Annotated in this window: 18 protein-coding genes; 4 read left to right on the top strand and 14 right to left on the bottom strand. The window is 70.9% G+C overall.

Annotated elements, in window-relative coordinates; all coding sequences use genetic code 11:
- Positions 1–33: 33 nt before the first annotated feature.
- A complete protein-coding gene (locus BJ964_RS12830; protein ID WP_188120885.1) occupies positions 34–489 on the top strand; it encodes a GNAT family N-acetyltransferase in 456 nt (151 codons plus the stop codon).
- A 376-nt stretch (positions 490–865) separates the two neighbouring features.
- On the opposite strand, the gene BJ964_RS12825 is transcribed toward BJ964_RS12830, so the two are convergent.
- Positions 866–2,998: a RecQ family ATP-dependent DNA helicase gene (locus BJ964_RS12825; RefSeq protein WP_188126922.1), complete on the bottom strand. Its 2,133-nt coding sequence runs from the start codon at positions 2,996–2,998 to the stop codon at positions 866–868.
- 418 nt (positions 2,999–3,416) lie between these two features.
- On the opposite strand from BJ964_RS12825, the gene BJ964_RS12820 reads away from it, so the two are divergent.
- On the top strand, positions 3,417–3,815 hold the full coding sequence (locus BJ964_RS12820) for a hypothetical protein (RefSeq protein WP_188120884.1): 399 nt from the start codon (positions 3,417–3,419) through the stop codon (positions 3,813–3,815).
- A gap of 17 nt (positions 3,816–3,832) precedes the next feature.
- Here the strand turns inward: BJ964_RS12820 and BJ964_RS12815 are convergent, their stop codons facing one another.
- The 10 genes from BJ964_RS12815 to BJ964_RS12770 all read right to left on the bottom strand — a co-directional run bounded on the left by BJ964_RS12815 (position 3,833) and on the right by BJ964_RS12770 (position 14,510).
- Positions 3,833–4,558: an SDR family NAD(P)-dependent oxidoreductase gene (locus BJ964_RS12815; RefSeq protein ID WP_188120883.1), complete on the bottom strand. Its 726-nt coding sequence runs from the start codon at positions 4,556–4,558 to the stop codon at positions 3,833–3,835.
- A gap of 43 nt (positions 4,559–4,601) precedes the next feature.
- Positions 4,602–6,314 (bottom strand): serine/threonine-protein kinase, encoded by a 1,713-nt coding sequence (locus BJ964_RS12810; RefSeq protein ID WP_188120882.1) that lies wholly within the window; start codon positions 6,312–6,314, stop codon positions 4,602–4,604.
- Between the two features lie 93 nt (positions 6,315–6,407).
- Complete coding sequence (locus BJ964_RS12805) at positions 6,408–7,901, bottom strand: fused MFS/spermidine synthase (protein ID WP_188120881.1); 1,494 nt, start codon at positions 7,899–7,901, stop codon at positions 6,408–6,410.
- 21 nt (positions 7,902–7,922) lie between these two features.
- Positions 7,923–8,930: a coiled-coil domain-containing protein gene (locus BJ964_RS12800; RefSeq protein ID WP_229806623.1), complete on the bottom strand. Its 1,008-nt coding sequence runs from the start codon at positions 8,928–8,930 to the stop codon at positions 7,923–7,925.
- A 63-nt stretch (positions 8,931–8,993) separates the two neighbouring features.
- Positions 8,994–9,767: an SDR family NAD(P)-dependent oxidoreductase gene (locus BJ964_RS12795; RefSeq protein WP_188120880.1), complete on the bottom strand. Its 774-nt coding sequence runs from the start codon at positions 9,765–9,767 to the stop codon at positions 8,994–8,996.
- Positions 9,768–9,954: 187 nt separating this feature from the next.
- A complete protein-coding gene (locus tag BJ964_RS12790) occupies positions 9,955–10,788 on the bottom strand; it encodes an inositol monophosphatase family protein (protein ID WP_188120879.1) in 834 nt (277 codons plus the stop codon).
- Positions 10,781–11,233 (bottom strand): response regulator, encoded by a 453-nt coding sequence (locus tag BJ964_RS12785; RefSeq protein WP_183226943.1) that lies wholly within the window; start codon positions 11,231–11,233, stop codon positions 10,781–10,783. Before BJ964_RS12785 ends, BJ964_RS12790 begins: the two co-directional genes overlap by 8 nt.
- A gap of 67 nt (positions 11,234–11,300) precedes the next feature.
- Positions 11,301–12,878: a sensor histidine kinase gene (locus tag BJ964_RS12780; RefSeq protein ID WP_229806622.1), complete on the bottom strand. Its 1,578-nt coding sequence runs from the start codon at positions 12,876–12,878 to the stop codon at positions 11,301–11,303.
- Positions 12,879–12,886: 8 nt separating this feature from the next.
- Positions 12,887–14,086 (bottom strand): PP2C family protein-serine/threonine phosphatase, encoded by a 1,200-nt coding sequence (locus BJ964_RS12775; protein WP_188120877.1) that lies wholly within the window; start codon positions 14,084–14,086, stop codon positions 12,887–12,889.
- 73 nt (positions 14,087–14,159) lie between these two features.
- A complete protein-coding gene (locus BJ964_RS12770) occupies positions 14,160–14,510 on the bottom strand; it encodes a hypothetical protein (protein WP_188120876.1) in 351 nt (116 codons plus the stop codon).
- 76 nt (positions 14,511–14,586) lie between these two features.
- Between BJ964_RS12770 and BJ964_RS12765 the strand changes: the two genes are divergently transcribed.
- Entirely contained in the window at positions 14,587–16,890 is a 2,304-nt protein-coding gene (locus BJ964_RS12765) for a M28 family peptidase (protein WP_188120875.1), read from the top strand.
- Here BJ964_RS12765 and BJ964_RS12760 read toward each other — a convergent pair.
- The 3 genes from BJ964_RS12760 to BJ964_RS12750 all read right to left on the bottom strand — a co-directional run bounded on the left by BJ964_RS12760 (position 16,887) and on the right by BJ964_RS12750 (position 17,903).
- The gene (locus BJ964_RS12760) at positions 16,887–17,171 is read right to left on the bottom strand and encodes a Smr/MutS family protein (protein WP_188120874.1); all 285 of its coding nucleotides are present in this window, start codon (positions 17,169–17,171) and stop codon (positions 16,887–16,889) included. The genes BJ964_RS12765 and BJ964_RS12760 overlap by 4 nt on opposite strands.
- A 10-nt stretch (positions 17,172–17,181) precedes the next feature.
- On the bottom strand, positions 17,182–17,553 hold the full coding sequence (locus BJ964_RS12755) for a tetratricopeptide repeat protein (RefSeq protein ID WP_188120873.1): 372 nt from the start codon (positions 17,551–17,553) through the stop codon (positions 17,182–17,184).
- Positions 17,554–17,681: 128 nt separating this feature from the next.
- Positions 17,682–17,903 carry a hypothetical protein gene (locus BJ964_RS12750; RefSeq protein WP_188120872.1) on the bottom strand — a complete coding sequence of 74 codons (222 nt, stop codon included), beginning with the start codon at positions 17,901–17,903 and terminating at the stop codon, positions 17,682–17,684.
- A gap of 172 nt (positions 17,904–18,075) precedes the next feature.
- On the opposite strand from BJ964_RS12750, the gene BJ964_RS12745 reads away from it, so the two are divergent.
- On the top strand, positions 18,076–18,813 hold the full coding sequence (locus BJ964_RS12745; RefSeq protein WP_188120871.1) for a response regulator transcription factor: 738 nt from the start codon (positions 18,076–18,078) through the stop codon (positions 18,811–18,813).
- Positions 18,814–18,836 lie beyond the last annotated feature (23 nt).

The raw sequence follows: 18,836 nt of genomic DNA, 5'->3' as shown, positions 1-18,836 counted from the left end.
GCCCCTTGCGGAAGCGTTACGAAGGAGGAGTCGATGAAGGATCTGATTCAGGGTGGATATGTACTGACCGCCGACCCGAAACGGGTCGACTTCACCCGGGTGCACCGTTGGCTCGCCGAGGAGTCCTACTGGGCGGCCGGCCGCTCCTACGATCTGGTGGCCCGCTCCATCGACGGCTCCCTGCCGTATTCGATCTTCGCCGGCACCGAACAGGTGGGCTTCGCCCGGGCCGTCACCGACGGCGCCACCTTCGCCTGGATCTGCGACGTCTTCATCGACAGCGCCCACCGGGGCCGCGGCCTGGGCAAATGGCTGATCGACTCGATTCTGGCCGACCTGTCCGAGCGAGGTGTCCAACGTTTCCTTCTGGCCACCAGGGACGCTCAGGAGGTCTACCGCCGCTCCGGCTTCGCCGAACTCGAAGGCGCGCACCGTTTCATGGAGATCGACCGCCGCCACACCGGAAACCCGATCCTCGGCAGAGTTTGACGGCCCGCCCACCCGGTTTCGCGGGCCACCTCACCAATCTGGATCGCAGGTCGCCCGACCAGCCGGATCGTGGACCGCCCGTCAACCGAGACCGCCGCTCACCGCCTCAGCTGGACGAGAGCACGCGCCACTGGCTGCATCGCGGTCCCGCTTGTGCCCACTGAGGCGCTCACCCGCTGGGGCGCTCACCCACTGAGGCGCTCACCCACTGAGGCGCTCGCCCGCTGGGGCCGCGGACCGCCTGCTTGCCGGAGCAGAACGACCCGCGGCAGTACCAACACGCGGCCTGAAGGTCCCTGGACAGCACACCCTGGCCGCCAACCGGGCCGACGGGCCTACACACCCGCTATGGCCGGGTCTGTGAGGTGTGACCCGGTCAACCGGCTACGGCCAGGGCCAAGGGCAGGACGCCCGGGGCGCCCGCCTTGCGGAGGGCGCGGCCGGCGAGAGCCATCGTCCAGCCGGAATCGACCAGGTCGTCGACCAGCAGGACGGGCCCGGACAGGGCGGCCAGGTCCGTGGCGATCTCTGGTGGGACGGTGAAAGCGTCGTGCAGCGCGCGGACCCGTTGGGCGCTGTTGCCGCGGTGACCGCTGGCATCTGGGGATGTCGTCGACTCCAGCATGCCGAGCATCGGCAGGCGGCCGACGGTGGCGATGTGCTCGGCGAGGCTGTGGATAAGTTGTGGATGACGCTGTGAATAAACGGAGACGACAGCTGCTGGGCGCTGCTGCCAGGCGTCATCTCCCCTGGCCCAGGCTTTGAGAACCTCGACGACGGCACCGGCCAGATCCGAGGTGATCGGCGCGTCCGGCGACTCGGGTGAGACCGCGGCCCGCAACCGGCCGCCCCAGCCGAGGTCCGACAGGCGGCCCACGGCACGGCCCGGCTCGATCTGCTCAGCGGGACCGATCCGGCCCTTGAGGTTGACGCCGACGGCGGCCAGCCCGGTGGGCCACATCTTCTTCGGCGCGATCTCGGTGCCGGGACGTCCCAGAAAGGCCTCGGCCGCGGCGAGCGATGGCGCGGACACCTCGGCGTCGAACAACGGCCCGGCACAGTTGTCGCACCGGCCGCATGCCGCCGCCCCGAGATCGTCCAGACAGCGGCGGAGGAACTCCATGCGGCAGGTGGGCGTCACCGCGTACTCGATCATGGTCTTCTGCTCGGCCTCGCGTGCCTCGGCGACCCTTCGGAGCCTGGCCTCGTCGTAGGTCCACGGCTCTCCGGTGGCGAGCCAGCCCCCGCGCGTGCGGCGCACCACGCCGTCCACGTCGAGGACCTTGAGCATGAGCTCCAGTCTGGTCCGGCGGAGGTCGACCAGCGGCTCCAGCGCCTGTGTGGACATCGGCTGATTCGGCGAGAGGCGGGCCAGGACCGCTCGCACCTGGTCCTCCGGCGGGAATGCCAGGGAGGCGAAATAGCGCCAGATCGCCGAGTCCTCCTGGCCGGGCAGCAGCACCACCTCGGCGTGCTCGACCGCGCGGCCGGCCCGGCCGACCTGCTGGTAGTAGGCGATCGGCGACGGTGGCGCGCCGAGGTGGACGACGAACCCGAGGTCGGGTTTGTCGAAGCCCATCCCGAGGGCCGAGGTCGCGACCAGCGCCTTGATCTTGTTGGTCAGCAGGTCCTGCTCGGCTGCCCGGCGCTCGGAGTCCTCCACCTGGCCGGTGTAGGACGCCACCTCGAAGCCGCGGGACCGCAGGAAGTCGGCGGTCTCGGTGGCCGCCGCGACCGTCAGCGTGTAGACGATGCCGGAGCCCGGCAGCCGCTCCAGGTGATCGGCGAGCCAGGCCAGACGGTGAGCCGGATTCTCCAGGCGCAGCACGGCGAGCCGCAGCGAGTCTCGCTCGAGCGGGCCGCGCAGCACCAGCGCGTCACCGAGCTGGTCGGCGACGTCGGCGGTGACTCGCGCGTTGGCGGTGGCCGTGGTGGCCAGCACCGGCGTCCGCGTCGGCAGGCCGGCCAGGAAGGTGCGGAGCCGCCGGTAGTCGGGGCGGAAGTCGTGGCCCCAGTCGGAGACGCAGTGTGCCTCGTCGACCACCAGGAGACCGGTGCTGCGCGCCAGGCCGGGCAGGACGTTGTCGCGGAAGTCCGGGTTGTTGAGCCGCTCCGGGCTGATCAGCAGCACATCCACCTCACCGGCACGGATCTCGTGCTCGATCAGGCTCCACTCGTCGAGGTTCGCCGAGTTGATGGTGCGCGCCCGGATCCCGGCGCGGGCGGCCGAGTCGACCTGGTTGCGCATCAGGGCGAGCAGCGGGGAGACGATGACCGTCGGCCCGGCTGGGCTGCCTCCTGACCGGAGCAGGGCGGTGGCCACGAAGTAGACCGCCGATTTGCCCCACCCGGTGCGCTGCACGCACAGGACCCGCCGTCGGTCCACGGTGAGCGTCTCGATCGCCCGCCACTGGTCCTCCCGCAGCACCGCACTCTCCCCGGCGAGCCGGCGGAGCACCTCCTCAGCGCGCTCTCGCACGACTGCCCGCTCGGCCTCGCCGGCCGCCATCCGCGTCGTCTCAGTCACCCGGCATGTCTATCAGCCCGCCGTGGCCCTTCCCGAGTTATCCACAGTACGGAGTTATCCACAGGCCGAGGGCACGATTCAAGCGGCGCCTCGCCGATCTGGGCCATGCTCCTGGTCGTTCAAGCGGATCGATCGGGGGTCGCCATGCGGATGTCATGTGGAAGGGCGCAGCGAGCCGTCCCGGCGCGGTGCGGGGTCCGCCCGGCAGAGGCGGGGCCCCGGCCACCACCAGGCCGGGCCGGCTGCGGCCGGCCCGGCCTGCCGAACGGCTGACGAGCCGCGGCCGGCTCGGCGTTGAACCGTCCGGCCGCGGGCGACGGATTCCTACCCCTGGTCACGCGCGTGGGGTGGTTCGGAGAAGACGGCGACCGATCGCCGTACGGATGAAAGTCTCGATGACATGGCCACAACGATCGCCGAGAAGCTGCTGATCAAGCCGCATTCGACCGTCTGGCTCAACGAGCCGGCCCGGCTTCCGCTGCTCACCCCCATGCCGGAGGGTGTGCGGGAGACCGGCACGCTGGCGACGGCGAGCACGGCCGTGCTGTTCGCGGACAATGCCGGGGCCGTCCGGGAACAGCTGGACCGGTACCGCACCGACCTGGACAAGCCGGCCGCGTTCTGGATCGCCTATCCGAAGGGCAACGAGGCCGACATCAATCGGGACTCGCTCTGGCCCGTCGTCGCCGACTTCGACATGCGCCCGTGCGGGCAGGTGGCGATCGACGAGCGCTGGTCGGCGCTGCGGTTCCGGGCCAATCGTCCCGGCGAGGGCCGCTTCACCGGTGGTACGGCGTGAGCGGCCCGCCGTGGTCGCTAACGCCCCAGGACGGTGCCTCCGTTGACGTTGATGATCTGGCCGGTGACGAACCCACCGCCCGGGCCGACCAGCCAGCGCACCGCCTCGGCGATGTCGTCCGGGACACCGGCCCGCTTCACCAGGGAGGCGTCGACGCGCTTCTGATGTCCTTCCGGGGTCATCCGGCCGTCGAAGAACTCACTGTCGGTGATGTAGCCCGGCGAGATGACGTTCGCCGTGATGCCTTCGGCACCGAGGGAGGTGGCCAGATCCAGCCCGTACCCGTGCAGTGCGGCCTTGGCCGCAGAGTAGGGCCCGCCGCCGCCCCGCTGGGCGGCGATCGAACTGGTGAGGATGATCTTGCCGCCCGGTCGGCGGAGACGCGGAAGGAGTGCGGTGGTCGTGAGGACCGCGGAGAGCACGTTCGAGTCGAGGTTGGCGCGCCAGCGGGCCGCCACGCCGTCGAGAGTGTCCTCGTCACCGGAGATGTACGCTCCCGCGTTGTTCACCAGCACGTCCACTGTCCGCCCGGCCACCGCCTCGACCACCGCGGGCACCTGGGCCGGGTCCGAGACGTCCGCGGTCACGGCGGTGGCCTGCGGTCCGATCCACTTCACCGCGTCGGCGAGCACCTCGGCCCGGCGCCCGACGATGATCACGTCGAATCCCTCACCGGCGAGCATCCCGGCCGTCGCCTTGCCGATCCCGGTTCCGCCACCGGTGACCACTGCGAGTCTTGTCATGACCTCGACCCTATCGACGGAGCGTCAACCGAGCGGCGAACCGTCACAGCGCCAGGGAGAAGCCGCTGGCGCGCTTGGCCGCCGGTCGAGGCGCTCCGCCGCGCCGGGCCGGGGCGCGTTTGCGCTGCTGGTTGGTCTTCGGCTCGGGCGCGCTCTCCTCGATCGTCGTGTTGACCGATTCGCTCCCGGGTGGGGCCGGCCCGGTCAGGCCGGTGACCTCGGCACGGCACGGTTGCCCGTTCAGCGCGAAGGAGAGCGGCAGCGGGTTCCGCTGCCGGTAACCGCCGTGCAGGGTGACCGCCCGGCTCCGGCCGCGACCGGTCAGCACCACGCGCCGGCCGTTCTGGGTCACCGCCCGCGGTGTGGCGGCGAGCCGCTGGCCGCCGGGGTAGGAGAACTCGACCCGCCAGCCGGACGTCTCGGTCGTGATCACGCTCAGTCTCGCCTCGAAGTAGCTGCCGGAGTCACGCCGGACCTGGTAGCGGACGGTGCAGCGGACCCGGCTCGGCCGGTCGACTGCGGGGGCGCCGGTGCCGGTGGCGGCGGTGCTCGTCCGGTCGGGCTCCGCCACCTCCCGTCGCGCGGACCAGTTGAGCAATCCGGAGGCGAGCAGGACCACGGTGGCCAGGGCGGCGATCGCCGAGCGGCGGTCCCGCAGCCGGTGCGGGGGCATCAGGGCACGGTTCCGGCGGCCGCCGACGAAGAGACCGCCGCCAAGAGGGCGTACCGCGTCGAGCCGAAGGGCGGCCCGCAGGCGCAGGCCGGCCCGGAGCCGCAAGGTGGCGGGCGAACCGAGGCAGGCGCGGACCCCACGGCGTATCCCGGATCGGTCGCGGGCCGTCGGCACGGCCGCCACCGCCCGGGCCGCGGGCCGCTCGCCGGGGCGCAGCGGCGGAATGATCGGGCGCAGGCCGACGGTCGCGGCCAGGCCCCGGGCCACCTCGGCGGCGGCGGGGCGATCGGCGGGGCTCTTGGCCAGACAACGCAGGCACAGTTCGGCGATGACGGGCGGCATCCCGGGAAGGTCCGGGATCGGCTCGGGATCGGCGTAGAGGTGGGCGCGCAGGGCCTCGGTGGTGTTCTCGGCGGGCCACGGCATCCGGCCGGTGAGCCCTCGATAGAGCAGCAGACCGAGGGCGTAGACGTCGGTGGCCGGCGAGACCGAGGAGCCACCGAGGCGTTCCGGGGCGAGGTAGGCCGGAGTTCCGAGCAGGCTGCCGTCCGGGGCAGCGTCCCGCTGACCCACCACCGCGGAGATCCCGAAGTCGACGATCTTCGCGCCGGCTCCGGTGAGCATCACGTTCGCCGGGGTGACGTCGCGGTGCACGACACCGCGGGCGTGGGCGGTGGCCAGCGCGGAGGCCACCTCGGTGACGATCATGACGGCCTCCCGCCAGTCCAGCGCACCCTGCCGGCCGAGCCGGGAGCCGAAGGACTCGCCGTCGTTGAGCTCCATGACGACGTAGGGGACGGTCAGCCGGTCCGAGATCGGGGCTTCGCCGAAGTCGTGGATACCGGTGATGTGTGGGTGACAGAGCCGGGCCGCGGCCAGGGCCTCCTGGCGCAGTCGGTCACGGAAGGTGCGATCCTCGGCCAGCCCGGGTTCGAGAACCTTCACGGCGACGTCGCGGCCGAGGATCTCGTCGTAGCCACGCCAGACCACCGACATTCCGCCGGTACCGAGCTTCTCGATCAGGCGGTACCGGCCCGCGAGACGGGGCGATCCGTCGTGACCGTTTCGCTCCGTACGCCCCATGCGCCGATTCTCGCCCGAGTTACCGGCGGTCCGGTGCCGCACACCGAAACCCACTCGGAAACCCTCACCGGCAGGTTCCGGGAGGTGGGCGGGTCAGCCGGCGAGGAGCTGGTCGACCGGAGCGTAGTCGTCGGTGAGGACACGGGCGCCGCCGACGAAGCCGGCCAGCTCGGCGCCGGTCAGCAGGGCGGGTGGCGTGTCGAGCCGGGCGAGCGGAGCCCGGAGCGCGTCGATCGGCAGCGGGTCGTGGGAGGCCAGGATGACGAAGTTGTCGCCGCGCCTGCCGGCGATGGCGTCCGGTGGGGCGATCAGTGCGACGTGTGGGAAGGCAGCCGCCACGGTGGCCACCTCGGCGCGGATGAAGCGGTTCGGCGGGTAGTCGATCACGTTCTGGGCGTAGACGCCGCCGGGGCGCAGGACCCGGGCGATGTCGTCGGCCATCTCCCGGGTGGCCAGGTGCCACGGCACCACCAGGTGCCCGAAGGCGTCCCCGACGACCAGGTCGTAGGCGGCGTCCGGCCGCTCGGCGAGCCCGACACGCGCGTCACCGACCCGGACCCGCAGATCAGAGCCGGTGGTCAGGCCGAGTTCCCGCTCGTCCAGACCGACCAGCCCGCCGTCGAGCTCCAGGACGAGCTGCTCGCTGCCCGGCCGGGTGGCGCGGAGATAGTTCGGGACGGTGAACCCGCCACCGCCCAGGTGCAGGGCGTCGATCGGGGCGCCGGGCGGTTCGAGCACGTCGGTGACGGCGCCGATCCACTGCACGTAGTCGAACTCGAGGTGGGTGGGGTCGGTCAGGTCGACGTACGAGTGGCGGGCCGAATTGAGGATCAGGGTCCGGCCTCCCTCGCGCGCCGGATCCTGAACCACGCTCGCGCAGTGGTAGGCCGTCTCCACATCACAGGGCGTGGGCGAGACCGCGCCGAGCCCGGCTCCGGCGAGCCCCACCGCGGCGAGCGATGCCCGGATCCGGGAATTGCCGGGCAGGTCGCGGCGCAGCCACCAGCCGAGCGCCACACCGCTGACCGCGAGCAGCACCGCCAGACTGAGGATGATCACGCTGCTCGGCATGGCCGCGACGAAGACGAAACCGGTCACCAACGTCGCGGTGATCGCGCCGAGGGTGCCGATGCTGGACAGCCGTCCCACCACCGAACCGGCCCGCCGCAGATCGCCGAGTTGCAGCTTCACCACCATGGGGGCGATCGCGGAGAGCACCAGGGCGGGCGGGAAGACGGCCAGTACGGCGAGCATCAGCACGGCCGGGGCGGCGCCGCCGCGCAGCAGCTCGCCACCCCAGCGGACCAGCGGCAGGGTGAGCGCCGTCCCGATCGCGCCGAGGATCAGCGCCGGGGCGAGCAGGGTCCGCGGGTCGAACCTGTCGGCGAGGCGGCCGCCCACCCAGGCGCCGTAGGCGATGGCGGCCAGCGAGACGCCGATCACCGAGCTGCTGACCTGGAGGGTCACGCCGACGTACGGCCCGACCAGGCGGAGGGCGACGATCTCCAGGACCAGAACGGCTCCGCTCGCGCCGAAAGCGAGGGCGGTGGCCAGGGCCGAGGGCAGGGCTCGCGGCTGCTTCTCCACCGCCGCGATGCTACCGGGGTCTCAGAGCATGGAGAGGTGTACGTGGTTGGTGTGTACCGCCGCGGGGCCACCACTCGCGCTGTAGGCACGCCAGCCGGTGCTCGGCATCCAGATCTGGCGGTACCAGATCACGTACATGACGCCGAGTTCGTCCGCGTTCTTCACGTAGAACGCCGCGAGCCGGTCGCCGTACGACTTGTCGCCACCGGTGGCCGCCACGTTCTCGAAGCCGCCCGAGGCTGCCGAATGGTCGCAGGCCCGCCCCTTGGGGTGCTCACCCGACGACCGCTCGCTGAAGCACGCCGTGTAGCGCTTGAACCCGGCCGCCTGTGCCTGCTGGTAGGCGTGCAGCGTCCGCGGCGTGATGCAGCCACCGGAGGTCGGGTCGTCGACCGTGCACGACTCCTTCGGCCAGGAGCCGTCGGAGTTGCGCGGTGCCGGCTCGGCGGCCGCGGAGTTCGGGTCGACGAAACCGCCGGCCGCGCCACCGCCGACCTCGGCCAGCGCGACCTCGGCGTCCCGCTTCCTCTTGGCCATCACGTTGACCTGGCGCTGCTGCTCCTTGATCTCGGCTTCGAGGGCGGTCTTGGCGCGCGTCGAGTTCTCGATCTCGGTCCGGAAACCGGCCAGGGTGGAGCCGTCCATCTGGGCGAGCATGTCGAGGCTCTGGACCCGCTCGATGAAGCTGCCCGAATCGGAGCTGTTGAGCAGAAGGGTGACCGTGTTGATCCGGCCCATCTGGTAGGCCCGGTTGGCGACCGCGTTGACCTGGCCGGTGAGGGACTTCGCGTTCTCCTCGGACTGCTTGAGCGCCTCGGTCAGCTGCTTCTGCCGCTTCTTGGAGCCGGCCAGCTTCGTCTTCGCCTGGTCGTAGCCCTTGGCCGCGGCCTCGAGCGTGGCCCGCAGCTTCTTGGTGCCGCCCTCGGGGTCGGCCGACGCCGGGGTCGCTGGCAGCGCGATGACCACCGCGAACGCGGCGGCGAGGATCGCGAGCAGGGCGGTGCACCGGCGCGGGAGACTGACCGCCACAGGAACCTCCAAGTCGTAAGCGCCGGTACTTTACCGTGTCGGAGCAGGCGAAAGGGAGATCGATCAGGTAGCCGAGTATCCACCGTCGACAAAAAGTGTCTGACCGGTTACCGCCTGACCGGCCTCACTCGCCAGGAATACGACACACCCGGCGAAATCTTCCGGAACTCCGTTGCGACCGATCATCGTACGGCGGGCGTGTGCCGCCACTTTCGTGGGATCGGCGAAAACGACGTCGGTCAGTGGCGTGTGGACCACTCCGGGGGCGATCGCGTTGCAGCAGACGCCGTGTTGCGACCACGCCTCGGCCTGCGAGCGGGTGAGGCCGACGAGCCCCGCTTTCGCCGCTCCGTAGGCGCCGCTGTTGCCGTACGCCCGGAAGGCCTGTTGCGAGACGACGTTGACGATCCGGCCCCAGCCGCGCCGGGCCATCGCCGGGCCGAACGCCTGACCCAGGAGGAACGGCGCGGTCAGGTTGGCGGCGAGAGTGACGTCCCAGACGTCGTCGGTGAGCTCGCCGAGCGGCGGCCGCAGGTTGATCCCGGCCGAATTGACCAGGATGTCGGGCTCGCCGTACCCGTCGATGATCTTGCTGGTAACGGCCTTGACGGCAGCCCGGTCGGCGAGGTCCGCGGAGATCGCGTGCGCGTCGGCGCCGTAGCCGCGCAACTCGGCGACCACCTCGGCCATCGGCGCTTCGCGCCGGGCCACCAGCACGATCCGCGCGCCGGCACGGCCCAGGGCGAGCGCCATCGCGCGCCCGATCCCGGAGCTGCCGCCGGTCACCACCGCGGTCCGCCCGCTCAGCCCGAAAAGCTCATCGAGGTACGAGGACATGCCCGCACCCTAGATCCACTGACCCGCCCACGGGCCCCCGCCGACTGTGACCGTCCCCTCACCCGAAAGAGGTCGCCGCGCCGGCGAACGAGCGACCCGCAAGCGGCCCGGCGGCCGAACGTGGCCCGGTCGCGCGGCCAGGCGGCCGCTGGCGCCCGCCTGGCCAACTGGCACCAGGCGAAAGCCGTCAGGTGGGGTCGGCCGGTGGGGGGCCGTCCGGGAAGAGGGTGCCGTGGACGGTTTGCCAGATGTCCTCGTTGGCGGCTACCAGCAGGCCGCGACGGCGGTCGGTGGGGCGGTAGTCGGCGCCGTCCAGGTGGCGGGCCACGCCGCCGGCCTCGCGGACGATCAGGGTGCCGGGCACGTGATCCCACGGGAGGATCCGCCAGAACATCGCGAACTGCTGTTCGTCGGTGGCGACGGCCGGGTACTCGTACCCGGCGCAGTGCCGGCCGGCGGTGTGACCGCCGAGGGCCACGGCGTTGGCACGGACCCGTTCCCGCAGTTGGTCCGGCAGGTACTTGTGGGAGATCACGCCCTGCAGCCCGGCCGGGCCGGGGTCGTCGGCGCGGGTCTTCACGCGTACGCCGTCCCGGTAGGCGCCGGAACCCGCCTCGGCCACCGTCAGGTGGTCACCGATCACGTCGAGGATCCACGCCGCGCAGGTCTCCCCGCCCCGCAGCAGGGCGACCATCACGCAGAACGGCGTCTTCCCGGCGGCGAAGTTGTTGGTGCCGTCGACCGGATCGACGATCCACACGGCGCCACTGCCGCCGAGCCGGTCCCGGACCTTGGGGTCGGCCGCCACGGCCTCCTCGCCGACCACCACCGAGCCGGGCAGCAGCGCGGTGAGCCCGCGGGTCAGTGCCCGCTCGGACTCCTGGTCGGCGATGGTGACCAGGTCACCGGGCGCCTTCTGATGCACCTCGTCGTCGGCCAGGCGCCGGAAACGCGGCAGGACGATGGTGTGCGCGACCTCACGAACCAGCTCAGCAACCTGATCGAGAACCTGATCAGGCACGCGGCGGCAACTTCACGACGCTGACGAAGAACTCGTCGATCTGCCGGATCACCGCGATGAACCGCTCGAAGTCGACCGGCTTGGTGACGTACGCGTTCGCGTGGAGTTGGTAGCTGCGCAGGATGTCCTCGTCCGCCGAGGAGGTGGTGAGCACGACGACGGGGATGCGGCCCAGGTCGTCGTCCTTCTTGATCTCGGCGAGCACCTCACGGCCGTCCCGCTTCGGCAGATTGAGGTCGAGCAGGATGAGGTCGGGCCGCACCGCGTCGGCGAACGGGCCCTCCTGCCGCAGGTAGGCGAGCGCCTCGGCGCCGTCGGAGACCACGGTCAGCCGGTTGCGGACCTTGTGCTCCTCGAACGCCTCCTGTGTCATCAGCACGTCACCGGGGTCGTCCTCGACGAGCAACACCTCGATCGGTGTGCCCGGTTCTCTTTCCGTGCTCATGTCGCCACCTCCGCTTAGCTCCGCCGATGCCACAAGCCCGGGCGATGCCACGAGCGCGGCATTGAGCTCATGTGGTCCCCACGTCTTCCGCGCTCTCGAGCGCCTCGGCGTCTGGCACTGCCGGGAGCGTGAAGTTGATCGACGCACCCTCGGCGACGTCGATGTCCAGCCAGACCCGCCCGCCATGGTATTCGACGATCTTCTTGACGATCGCCAATCCGATGCCGGTGCCCTCGTACGCGTCCCGGGCGTGCAGCCGTTGGAAGATCACGAACACCTTGTCGGCGAACTCGGCCTCGATACCGATGCCGTTGTCCCGCACGTTGACATGCCACTCCCGGTCCTCAAGAGAAGCGGTGATCCGCACGACCGGCGGCACATCGGGCCGGCGGAACTTGAGCGAGTTGCCGATCAGGTTGACGAAGAGGGTGGTGAGCAGCGCCTCTTCACCCTCCACCATGGGCAGTCCGCTCCAGCTGATCTCCGCACCCTCGCCGGCCCGCGGCTCCAGTTGCGACTTCACCTCGGCGAGCACCTTGTTCAGGTCGACGTCGGTGAATCCGGTGGTGAACCGGCCGATCCGGGAGAAGGCGAGCAGGTCGTTGATGAGCTGCTGCATGCGCTGCGCCCCGTCGACCGCGAAGGCGATGTACTGGTCGGCGCGCTCGTCCATCTGTCCCGCGTACCGCCGCTGGAGGAGCTGGCAGAAGCTGGCCACCTTGCGCAGCGGCTCCTGTAGGTCGTGCGAGGCCACGTACGCGAACTGCTCCAGGTCGCGGTTGGACCGGGTCAGTTCCTCGGCCTGCGACTGCAACTGCTGGTTGATCCATTCGACCTGCTGGCGCGCTTCCCGGACCTCGCTCAGCTCGCTGGCGATCTGTTGCCGCATCCGGTCGACGTCGTCGGCGAGGCCGGTCAGGTCGGGTGAGCTGTAGCGGCTTTCGATGTGCCGGTCGTAGTCACCGGCCGCGACCTGCCGCACCTGCCCGGCGAGGTCCAGGATCGGCCGGCTGACCAGGCGGTCCAGCAGAAGCAGCAGGAAGGCGCCGGTGAACAGGATGATCACCGCGGCGGCGATCTCGATGGCCACCAGCGCCTGGCTGGAGGCGCGGGCGGCGTCCGCCGAGCGGGCCCGCAGTTCCTGGATGTGGTCCTGCATCACCTGGACGGCCGCGCGGACCTCGTCGAACTCGCGGGTGCCGGACGCCTCGATCCGCTGCTGGGCCACCTCGGTGCCCTCGCCGCTGACGGTCTGGATCAGCGGTTCGGCCACTTCGGCCCGCCAGGTGACGGCGCGGTCCCGGACCACTTCGAGAGCGGCGCGGATGTCGCTGTCCTCCGGGTTCAGGTAGCTCTCGATCCGGCTGATCTGGAGGTTCTCCTGCGCCAGCCCGTCCCGGTACGGCTTGAGGTTGTGTTCCTGCCCGGTGATGGCGTAGCCCCGGACGCCGGTCTCCTGGTCGACGAGCGCGGTGTTCAGGGTCTCGCCGGCGGCCCGCATCGGGCTGACCCGGTCGAGGATGTCGTCGACCTGCTGGTTGTTGGCGGCCGCCGTGATCGCGGCGACCACGCCGAGCCCGCCGAGCAGCAGCCCGGCGGCGCCGCAGAGTGCCACGATCCGGATCCGCAGGGTCCAGGCGCGCATTCTGCTCCTCATCTACCGGCGCCCCGGGAGATGAGCAACATCGCGACGTCGTCGGTGAGCGGGCCGCCGTTGTCCCGGTCGGCCCGGGCCACCAGCCATTCGGGCAGCTCGGGCAGCGGTTTGGCACGCGCCTCCGGCTCGGCCAGCAGCTGGCACAGGCCGTCGACGTCGAGCCGCTCGTCGCTACCTCCGGTACGCCCCTCGATCAGGCCGTCGGTGTACATCAGCAGGGACCAGTCATGGCCGTCGAACTCCAACTCCGTCGCGGGGGTGGGAGTGGGACGTACCCCGAGCACGATCCCGGTACGCACGGCGACCGGCGCGGCCCGCCCTCCGGAGAGCACGACGGGCGGCGGGTGGCCGGCCACCCGTACCGTTGCTCTGTTCCTGGGAAGGTCGATGACCGCCGACGCGACCGTGGCGAAGACCTCCCGGGCCCGGCGTTCGGACATGAGCACCTGTTCGAGTGAGGGCAGCACCTGCTCGTCCGGCACTCCGGCGAGCACCAGGGCCCGCCAGGCGACCCGCAGTTCGACGCCGAGCGCCGCCTCGTCCACACCGTGCCCGCAGACGTCGCCGACGATCACGTGCAGCCGGTCGTCGCCGACCTGCACCACGTCGTAGAAGTCGCCACCGAGCAGGCCCATGGCCCGTCCGGACCGGTAGAACGGCTCGACCCCGATGCCGAAGTCGTCCCGTTTGAGTGGCTTGGGCAGCAGACCGCGTTCCAGGCGGGCCGACTCGGCTTCGCGCAGTTCGGCCTCGCGCAGTCGCCGGGCGTTCTCGTCGGCGCGTTTCCGCTCCACCGCGTAGCGCAGCGACCGGATCAGCAGCACACCGTCGACCTGGCCTTTGACCAGGTAGTCCTGGGCGCCCTCGGCGACCGCCTGCACCCCGAGGTGCTCGTCGGAGCGGCCGGTGAGCACGCAGACCGCGGCGCCTCCGGCGACGGCGAGCAGCTTGCGCAGGCCGTCGATGCCCTCGGCGTCGGGCAGGCCCAGGTCGAGGAGGACGCACTCGACTCCGGTCAGCCGCTCGCGGGCCTCGCGCAGGCTGCTGGCGACGGTCAGTTCGAACGGGGCCTCGGCTTCGGCGAGCAGCTCACGGACCAGGAAGGCATCGCCCTCGTCGTCCTCGACGAGCAGAATCCGTAGCCGTTCCAGCTGGTCCGCCGCGTACCTGCGGGACGCGAGCGACCGCTCCGTCATACCGATTCCCCACTCGACGCATAGGTGACCCGCAAATCGTGTACCACCCGGCCCCACGGCACAACCTGGGTCATCAGCGTGGGTCGTCGGGCGAGCCGGAGTCGGCGGCGACCCGCCGGGCGTGTTCGGCGATCACCTGGCCGAGGATGCCGTGCAGTTGTCCGCAGTCCCGGCAGTGCAGGTTCTCGTCCAGGTGGAGTCCTCCGCAGTTGGCGCAATCGCCACGGTCCTCGGGGTCCCGATAGGACTCCAGGGCCCGGCACATCGCCCGGATCACATGGTCACTGACGGTGAAGACATCCTCACCGAAGGCCGTGCGCACACCGAGAACGGCGACGGGGTCAGCGTCCGGTGCCGGATTGTAGGGCGACACCCGGTCGATGAATTGCGCGATGACGGCGGCTGGGTCAAGCGGCGTAGTCACCCGGCACACGCTATTGCACGCGCCAATGGATCTTCGGGGTACCCGTCAGGCGTACCCGGATGGTCAGATGTCACCCATGAGTGACACAGCTCTCAGCCGCCCGGCGCGTCGCGGTCTCGCCGCCGCCGCCGTCCTGGCCGTTCTCGGGCTGGCCGGCCTGGCCGCGGTTAGTTCCGTTCAACCGCCCGCGGAGCGGGCGACATCGGCGCCGGCGAGCGACTTCAGCGCCGCGAGGGCCTTCGAGGAGGTACGCGCGATCGCGTCCACACCGCACCCGGCCGGCAGTGCCGCCAACGACCGGGTACGCGAGCACCTGATCGACAGGCTGCGTGGACTGGGCCTCACGCCCGAGGTGCAGGACGTGGTGTCGGTGCAGGGCGCCGGCCTCTCCTCCTCGGCGGGCGGGACCGGCCTGGCCCGGGTGCGGAACGTGGTCACGCTGATCCCCGGGTCCGCCTCGACCGGACGGATCTTCCTGATCGCGCACTACGACTCGGCCCAGATCGCCCCGGGCGCGAACGACGACGGCGCGGGCACCGCCACGATCCTGGAGACGGCACGTGCGCTGACCGGCGGGGGCAAGCTGCGCAACGACGTGGTGCTGGTGCTCACCGACGCCGAGGAGGCGTGTCTCTGCGGGGCCAAGGCGTTCGTCGACCAGCACCCGCTGGCCCGGGACGGCGGGGTGGCGCTGAACCTGGAGGCGCGGGGCAGCAGCGGCCCGGCGATCATGTTCGAGACGTCGGCGGGCAACGCGCGGCTCGTGGAGACGTACGCCCGGGTGCCGTACCCGGTCGGCACGTCCTTCGCCGTGGAGATCTACCGCCTGCTGCCGAACGACACCGACTTCACACCGTTCCGCGAGTCGGACTTCCTGGGCCTCAACACCGCCTACATCGACGGTGCCGCGGTCTACCACGCGCCGACCGACAAGCCGTCGGCGATGAACCGGGACAGCCTCCAGCACCACGGGGACAACGCGCTGGCTCTGGTACGCGAGTTCGGCGCCCAGGACCTGACCACGTTGCGCAACACCGGGGACGCCACCTACTTCCCGGTGCCGGGCCTGCTGATCCGCTACCCGGGCGGGCTGGTGTGGCCGCTGGCCGTGGCGGCCCTGATCGCGGTGGTCGCGCTGGGCTGGTTCGTCCGCCGCCGGGTGCTCGTCGCGATCCCGCTCGCCGTGCTGCCGATCATCGTGGCGCCGGTGCTGGCCCAGGGCCTGTGGGCGCTGCTGAAGGTGATCCGGCCGGAGTACGCCGGCCTGCCGATCGACCCGTACCGTCCGATGTGGTACCGCCTCGCGGTGATCGCCCTGGCCGCCGCCACCGTTTTGATCTGGTACGCCCTGCTGCGCCGCCGGGTCGGCCCGGCGGCACTGGCCGTCGGTGGCCTGACCTGGCTCGCCGTCCTCGGGATGGTGCTGGCCGCGTTCACCCCGGGCGGCTCCTACCTGGCCGCGCTGCCGGCCCTGGCCGTCGCGGTCTCCGCCCTGCTCGCGATGCGCGCCCGTCCGTGGCTCGCCGTCGCCGTCCTGATCGTCGGCGCGCTGGTCCCGGTCGTCGTCCTGCTGCCGACCGTGCTGATGCTGTTCCCGGCACTGGGCATGCCGATGGCCGGGGTGGGCGCGTTCCTGACCGTGCTGCTGGGCCTGGCCCTGCTGCCGGTGCTGGACCTGCTGCACCCGGTGGAGGCGGGCGCCCGCGGCCTGGACGCGCTGAAGGCCCGCCGGCTCGGCGCCGTACCGTCACTGGTCGCGGTCGTGGCGGCGATCGGCTGCACGGTGACCGGCCTCGTGGTGGACCGCTTCGACGAGGAACACCCGTCGCTCACCCATCTGATGTACGCCCTGGACGCCGACACCGGCACCGCCCGCTGGCTCAGCGAGGAGGCCGAGCCGCAGGAGTGGACGTCCCAGTACGTGACCGGTGAGCCCGCCGAGGTGTCCGACATCCTGCCGGCTTTCGGCGACGAGAAGCTGCGCAGCGGACCGGCTCCCGCGGCGACCCTGCCGGCGCCGGCGCTCACACTGCTCTCGGAGAGCGACTCGGGCGGCCTGCGCACCATGAAACTGCTGCTCGATCCGCAGCGGGCGGTCCGGTTCGCCACCCTGCACGTGGTCGGCGCCGAGGTCACCGCGATCACGGTGGGTGGCAGGCCGATCGACCCCACGCCGGGCTTCGTCTTCCACGCGCCGCCGGAGAACGGGGTCGAGGTCGACCTGACCGTACGGGCGGGTGGCCCGGTCGAGTTCCGGGTGATGGACGCCAGCGACGACCTCGCCACGATGCCCGGCTTCCGGCCGCGGCCGGCGGACGTCGGCGTGCTCGGCTCGCACAGCAGCGAGATGGTCGCCGTGGCGAAGACCTACACCCTCTAGCGGCCCCGGCCCCTGCGACCGGTGGGGGCGTCGAATCGGAAGTGCACGAAGAGACGCCCCCAGTTGTCGCCGTCCTTCTCGACCCGGTGGTAGAGCTGCTTGATCTCTTTCTGGTCGAGGAAGCGGATGACCTTCTTCTTCAGGGCGCCGCTGCCCTTGCCCGGGATGATCTCGACGAGGGTGGCCTTCTTCTGGATGGCCTCGTCGATGATCCCCCGCAGCGCGCGGTCGATCTCGTGCCCCCTGTTGAAGATGTCGTGCAGGTCCAGCTTCAGCTTCACGATCGAGACCCTACGCCGCGCTGTTCTTGCCGAGCCAGGTCTCGACCCGGCGCAGCGCCTCCTGGTAGTCGGTCTGCGTCTTCATCGCGGAGGCCAGCCGCAGGTGCGGTAACGCCTCACGAAAACGGCCGGCCCGTTCCAGGGTCCGGCCGAGCACGTGGTGCGCGTAGTGGTCGGAGGGATCATGCTCGACCAGCACCCGGAGCTGTGCCTCCGCCCCGTTCAGCTGGGCCGAGTTGAAATAGGCCCGGGCCAGCAGCAGCCGGACCGCGGTGTTGTGCGGCTCGGCCTCGACGATCGGCTCGAGCAGCCGGGCGGCGCCGAGCGGGTCGCCGGACTCGAAGAAGAAAGTCGCCCTGCGGTAGTCCTCGAGAAGATCCACGTGAACGCTCCCCACACTCGCGCCGCCGCTTTGACCCACGCTCGCACAACATCGCGCCAACATCGAGTGTTCCCCGGGCTACGGCTCCCTGACAACCGGGGATGCCCAGGTGGGGGACCGTGGATTGATCAACGCCGGAGCAGCAGCAGAGCGAGGCCGCCGGTGAGCAGATAGCCGCCGAGCGCGGCGAGCAGCATCGGGCTGGCTCCTCCGCCGGGCAGTTCGGGCACCGAGCCGGTGGTCTCCGGCCGGCGCTGCTCGGGCAGCTCGGCACGGGCCGACGGCGCGAGGCAGAGGAGCAGGAAGAGGATCGCGGAGAACGCGGCCGCTATCCGACCAACTAGTCCCATTAGTCCATTATGTGACTTTTGTACGCCGCGGTGATCGCGCCACTCCGCTCGCCAGGATCCTCAGGGACCGCAACCGCCGTGCCGAACACCATGACATCACCCATGACAGAGGCACAGGCGCTTCACAGGAAACGAAAAGGTGGCACCGAGCGTGGGGCACCACAGTAAGGGCATGACGATGGCGAACGCAGAACCCAGCACCGAGCTCCGGCGGCCCGACGGGACCCCGGTCCGGGTCCTCGTGGTGGACGACGAACCGACCCTGGCCGAGCTGCTCTCGATGGCGTTGCGCTACGAGGGCTGGGATGTGCGCAGCGCCGGCGACGGCATGACGGCCGTCCGCACCGCGCGCGACTTCCGCCCCGACGCCGTCGTACTGGACATGATGCTCCCCGACATCGACGGGCTCGAGGTGCTGCGCCGGCTGCGCGGCGAGACCCCCGAGGTGCCGGTGCTGTTCCTCACCGCCAAGGACTCGGTCGAGGACCGGATCACCGGCCTCACCGCGGGCGGCGACGACTACGTCACCAAGCCGTTCAGCCTGGAAGAGGTGGTGGCCCGGCTGCGCGGTCTGATGCGGCGGATGGGACACGCCCCTATGCGTACGGAGTCGCAGCTGGTCGTCGGTGACCTCACCCTCGACGAGGACTCGCACGAGGTCCGCCGCGGCGACGCCCTGATCACGCTCACCGCCACCGAGTTCGAACTGCTGCGCTACCTCATGCGTAACCCGCGGCGGGTGCTGAGTAAGCCGCAGATCCTGGACCGGGTCTGGAACTACGACTTCGGAGGGCAGGCGAACGTGGTCGAGCTCTACATCTCGTACCTGCGGAAGAAGATCGACGCCGGCCGCGCGCCGATGATCCACACCATGCGCGGCGCCGGTTACGTCCTCAAGCCGGCCGACTGACCCATGAGCTCCGCCGCCACGGC

The sequence above is a fragment of the Actinoplanes lobatus genome, from assembly GCF_014205215.1.
In the GTDB taxonomy this organism is placed as follows: Bacteria; Actinomycetota; Actinomycetes; order Mycobacteriales; family Micromonosporaceae; genus Actinoplanes; species Actinoplanes lobatus.
This window is presented reverse-complemented; position numbering and strand designations above follow the sequence as displayed.

Coding starts and splice junctions, on each gene's coding strand:
- BJ964_RS12830 (WP_188120885.1), top strand. CDS start 34: ATGAAGGATCTGATTCAGGGTGGATATGTACTGACCGCCGACCCGAAA.
- BJ964_RS12825 (WP_188126922.1), bottom strand. CDS start 2,998: ATGGCGGCCGGCGAGGCCGAGCGGGCAGTCGTGCGAGAGCGCGCTGAG.
- BJ964_RS12820 (WP_188120884.1), top strand. CDS start 3,417: ATGGCCACAACGATCGCCGAGAAGCTGCTGATCAAGCCGCATTCGACC.
- BJ964_RS12815 (WP_188120883.1), bottom strand. CDS start 4,558: ATGACAAGACTCGCAGTGGTCACCGGTGGCGGAACCGGGATCGGCAAG.
- BJ964_RS12810 (WP_188120882.1), bottom strand. CDS start 6,314: ATGGGGCGTACGGAGCGAAACGGTCACGACGGATCGCCCCGTCTCGCG.
- BJ964_RS12795 (WP_188120880.1), bottom strand. CDS start 9,767: ATGTCCTCGTACCTCGATGAGCTTTTCGGGCTGAGCGGGCGGACCGCG.
- BJ964_RS12785 (WP_183226943.1), bottom strand. CDS start 11,233: ATGAGCACGGAAAGAGAACCGGGCACACCGATCGAGGTGTTGCTCGTC.
- BJ964_RS12780 (WP_229806622.1), bottom strand. CDS start 12,878: ATGCGCGCCTGGACCCTGCGGATCCGGATCGTGGCACTCTGCGGCGCC.
- BJ964_RS12775 (WP_188120877.1), bottom strand. CDS start 14,086: ATGACGGAGCGGTCGCTCGCGTCCCGCAGGTACGCGGCGGACCAGCTG.
- BJ964_RS12765 (WP_188120875.1), top strand. CDS start 14,587: ATGAGTGACACAGCTCTCAGCCGCCCGGCGCGTCGCGGTCTCGCCGCC.
- BJ964_RS12750 (WP_188120872.1), bottom strand. CDS start 17,903: ATGGGACTAGTTGGTCGGATAGCGGCCGCGTTCTCCGCGATCCTCTTC.
- BJ964_RS12745 (WP_188120871.1), top strand. CDS start 18,076: ATGACGATGGCGAACGCAGAACCCAGCACCGAGCTCCGGCGGCCCGAC.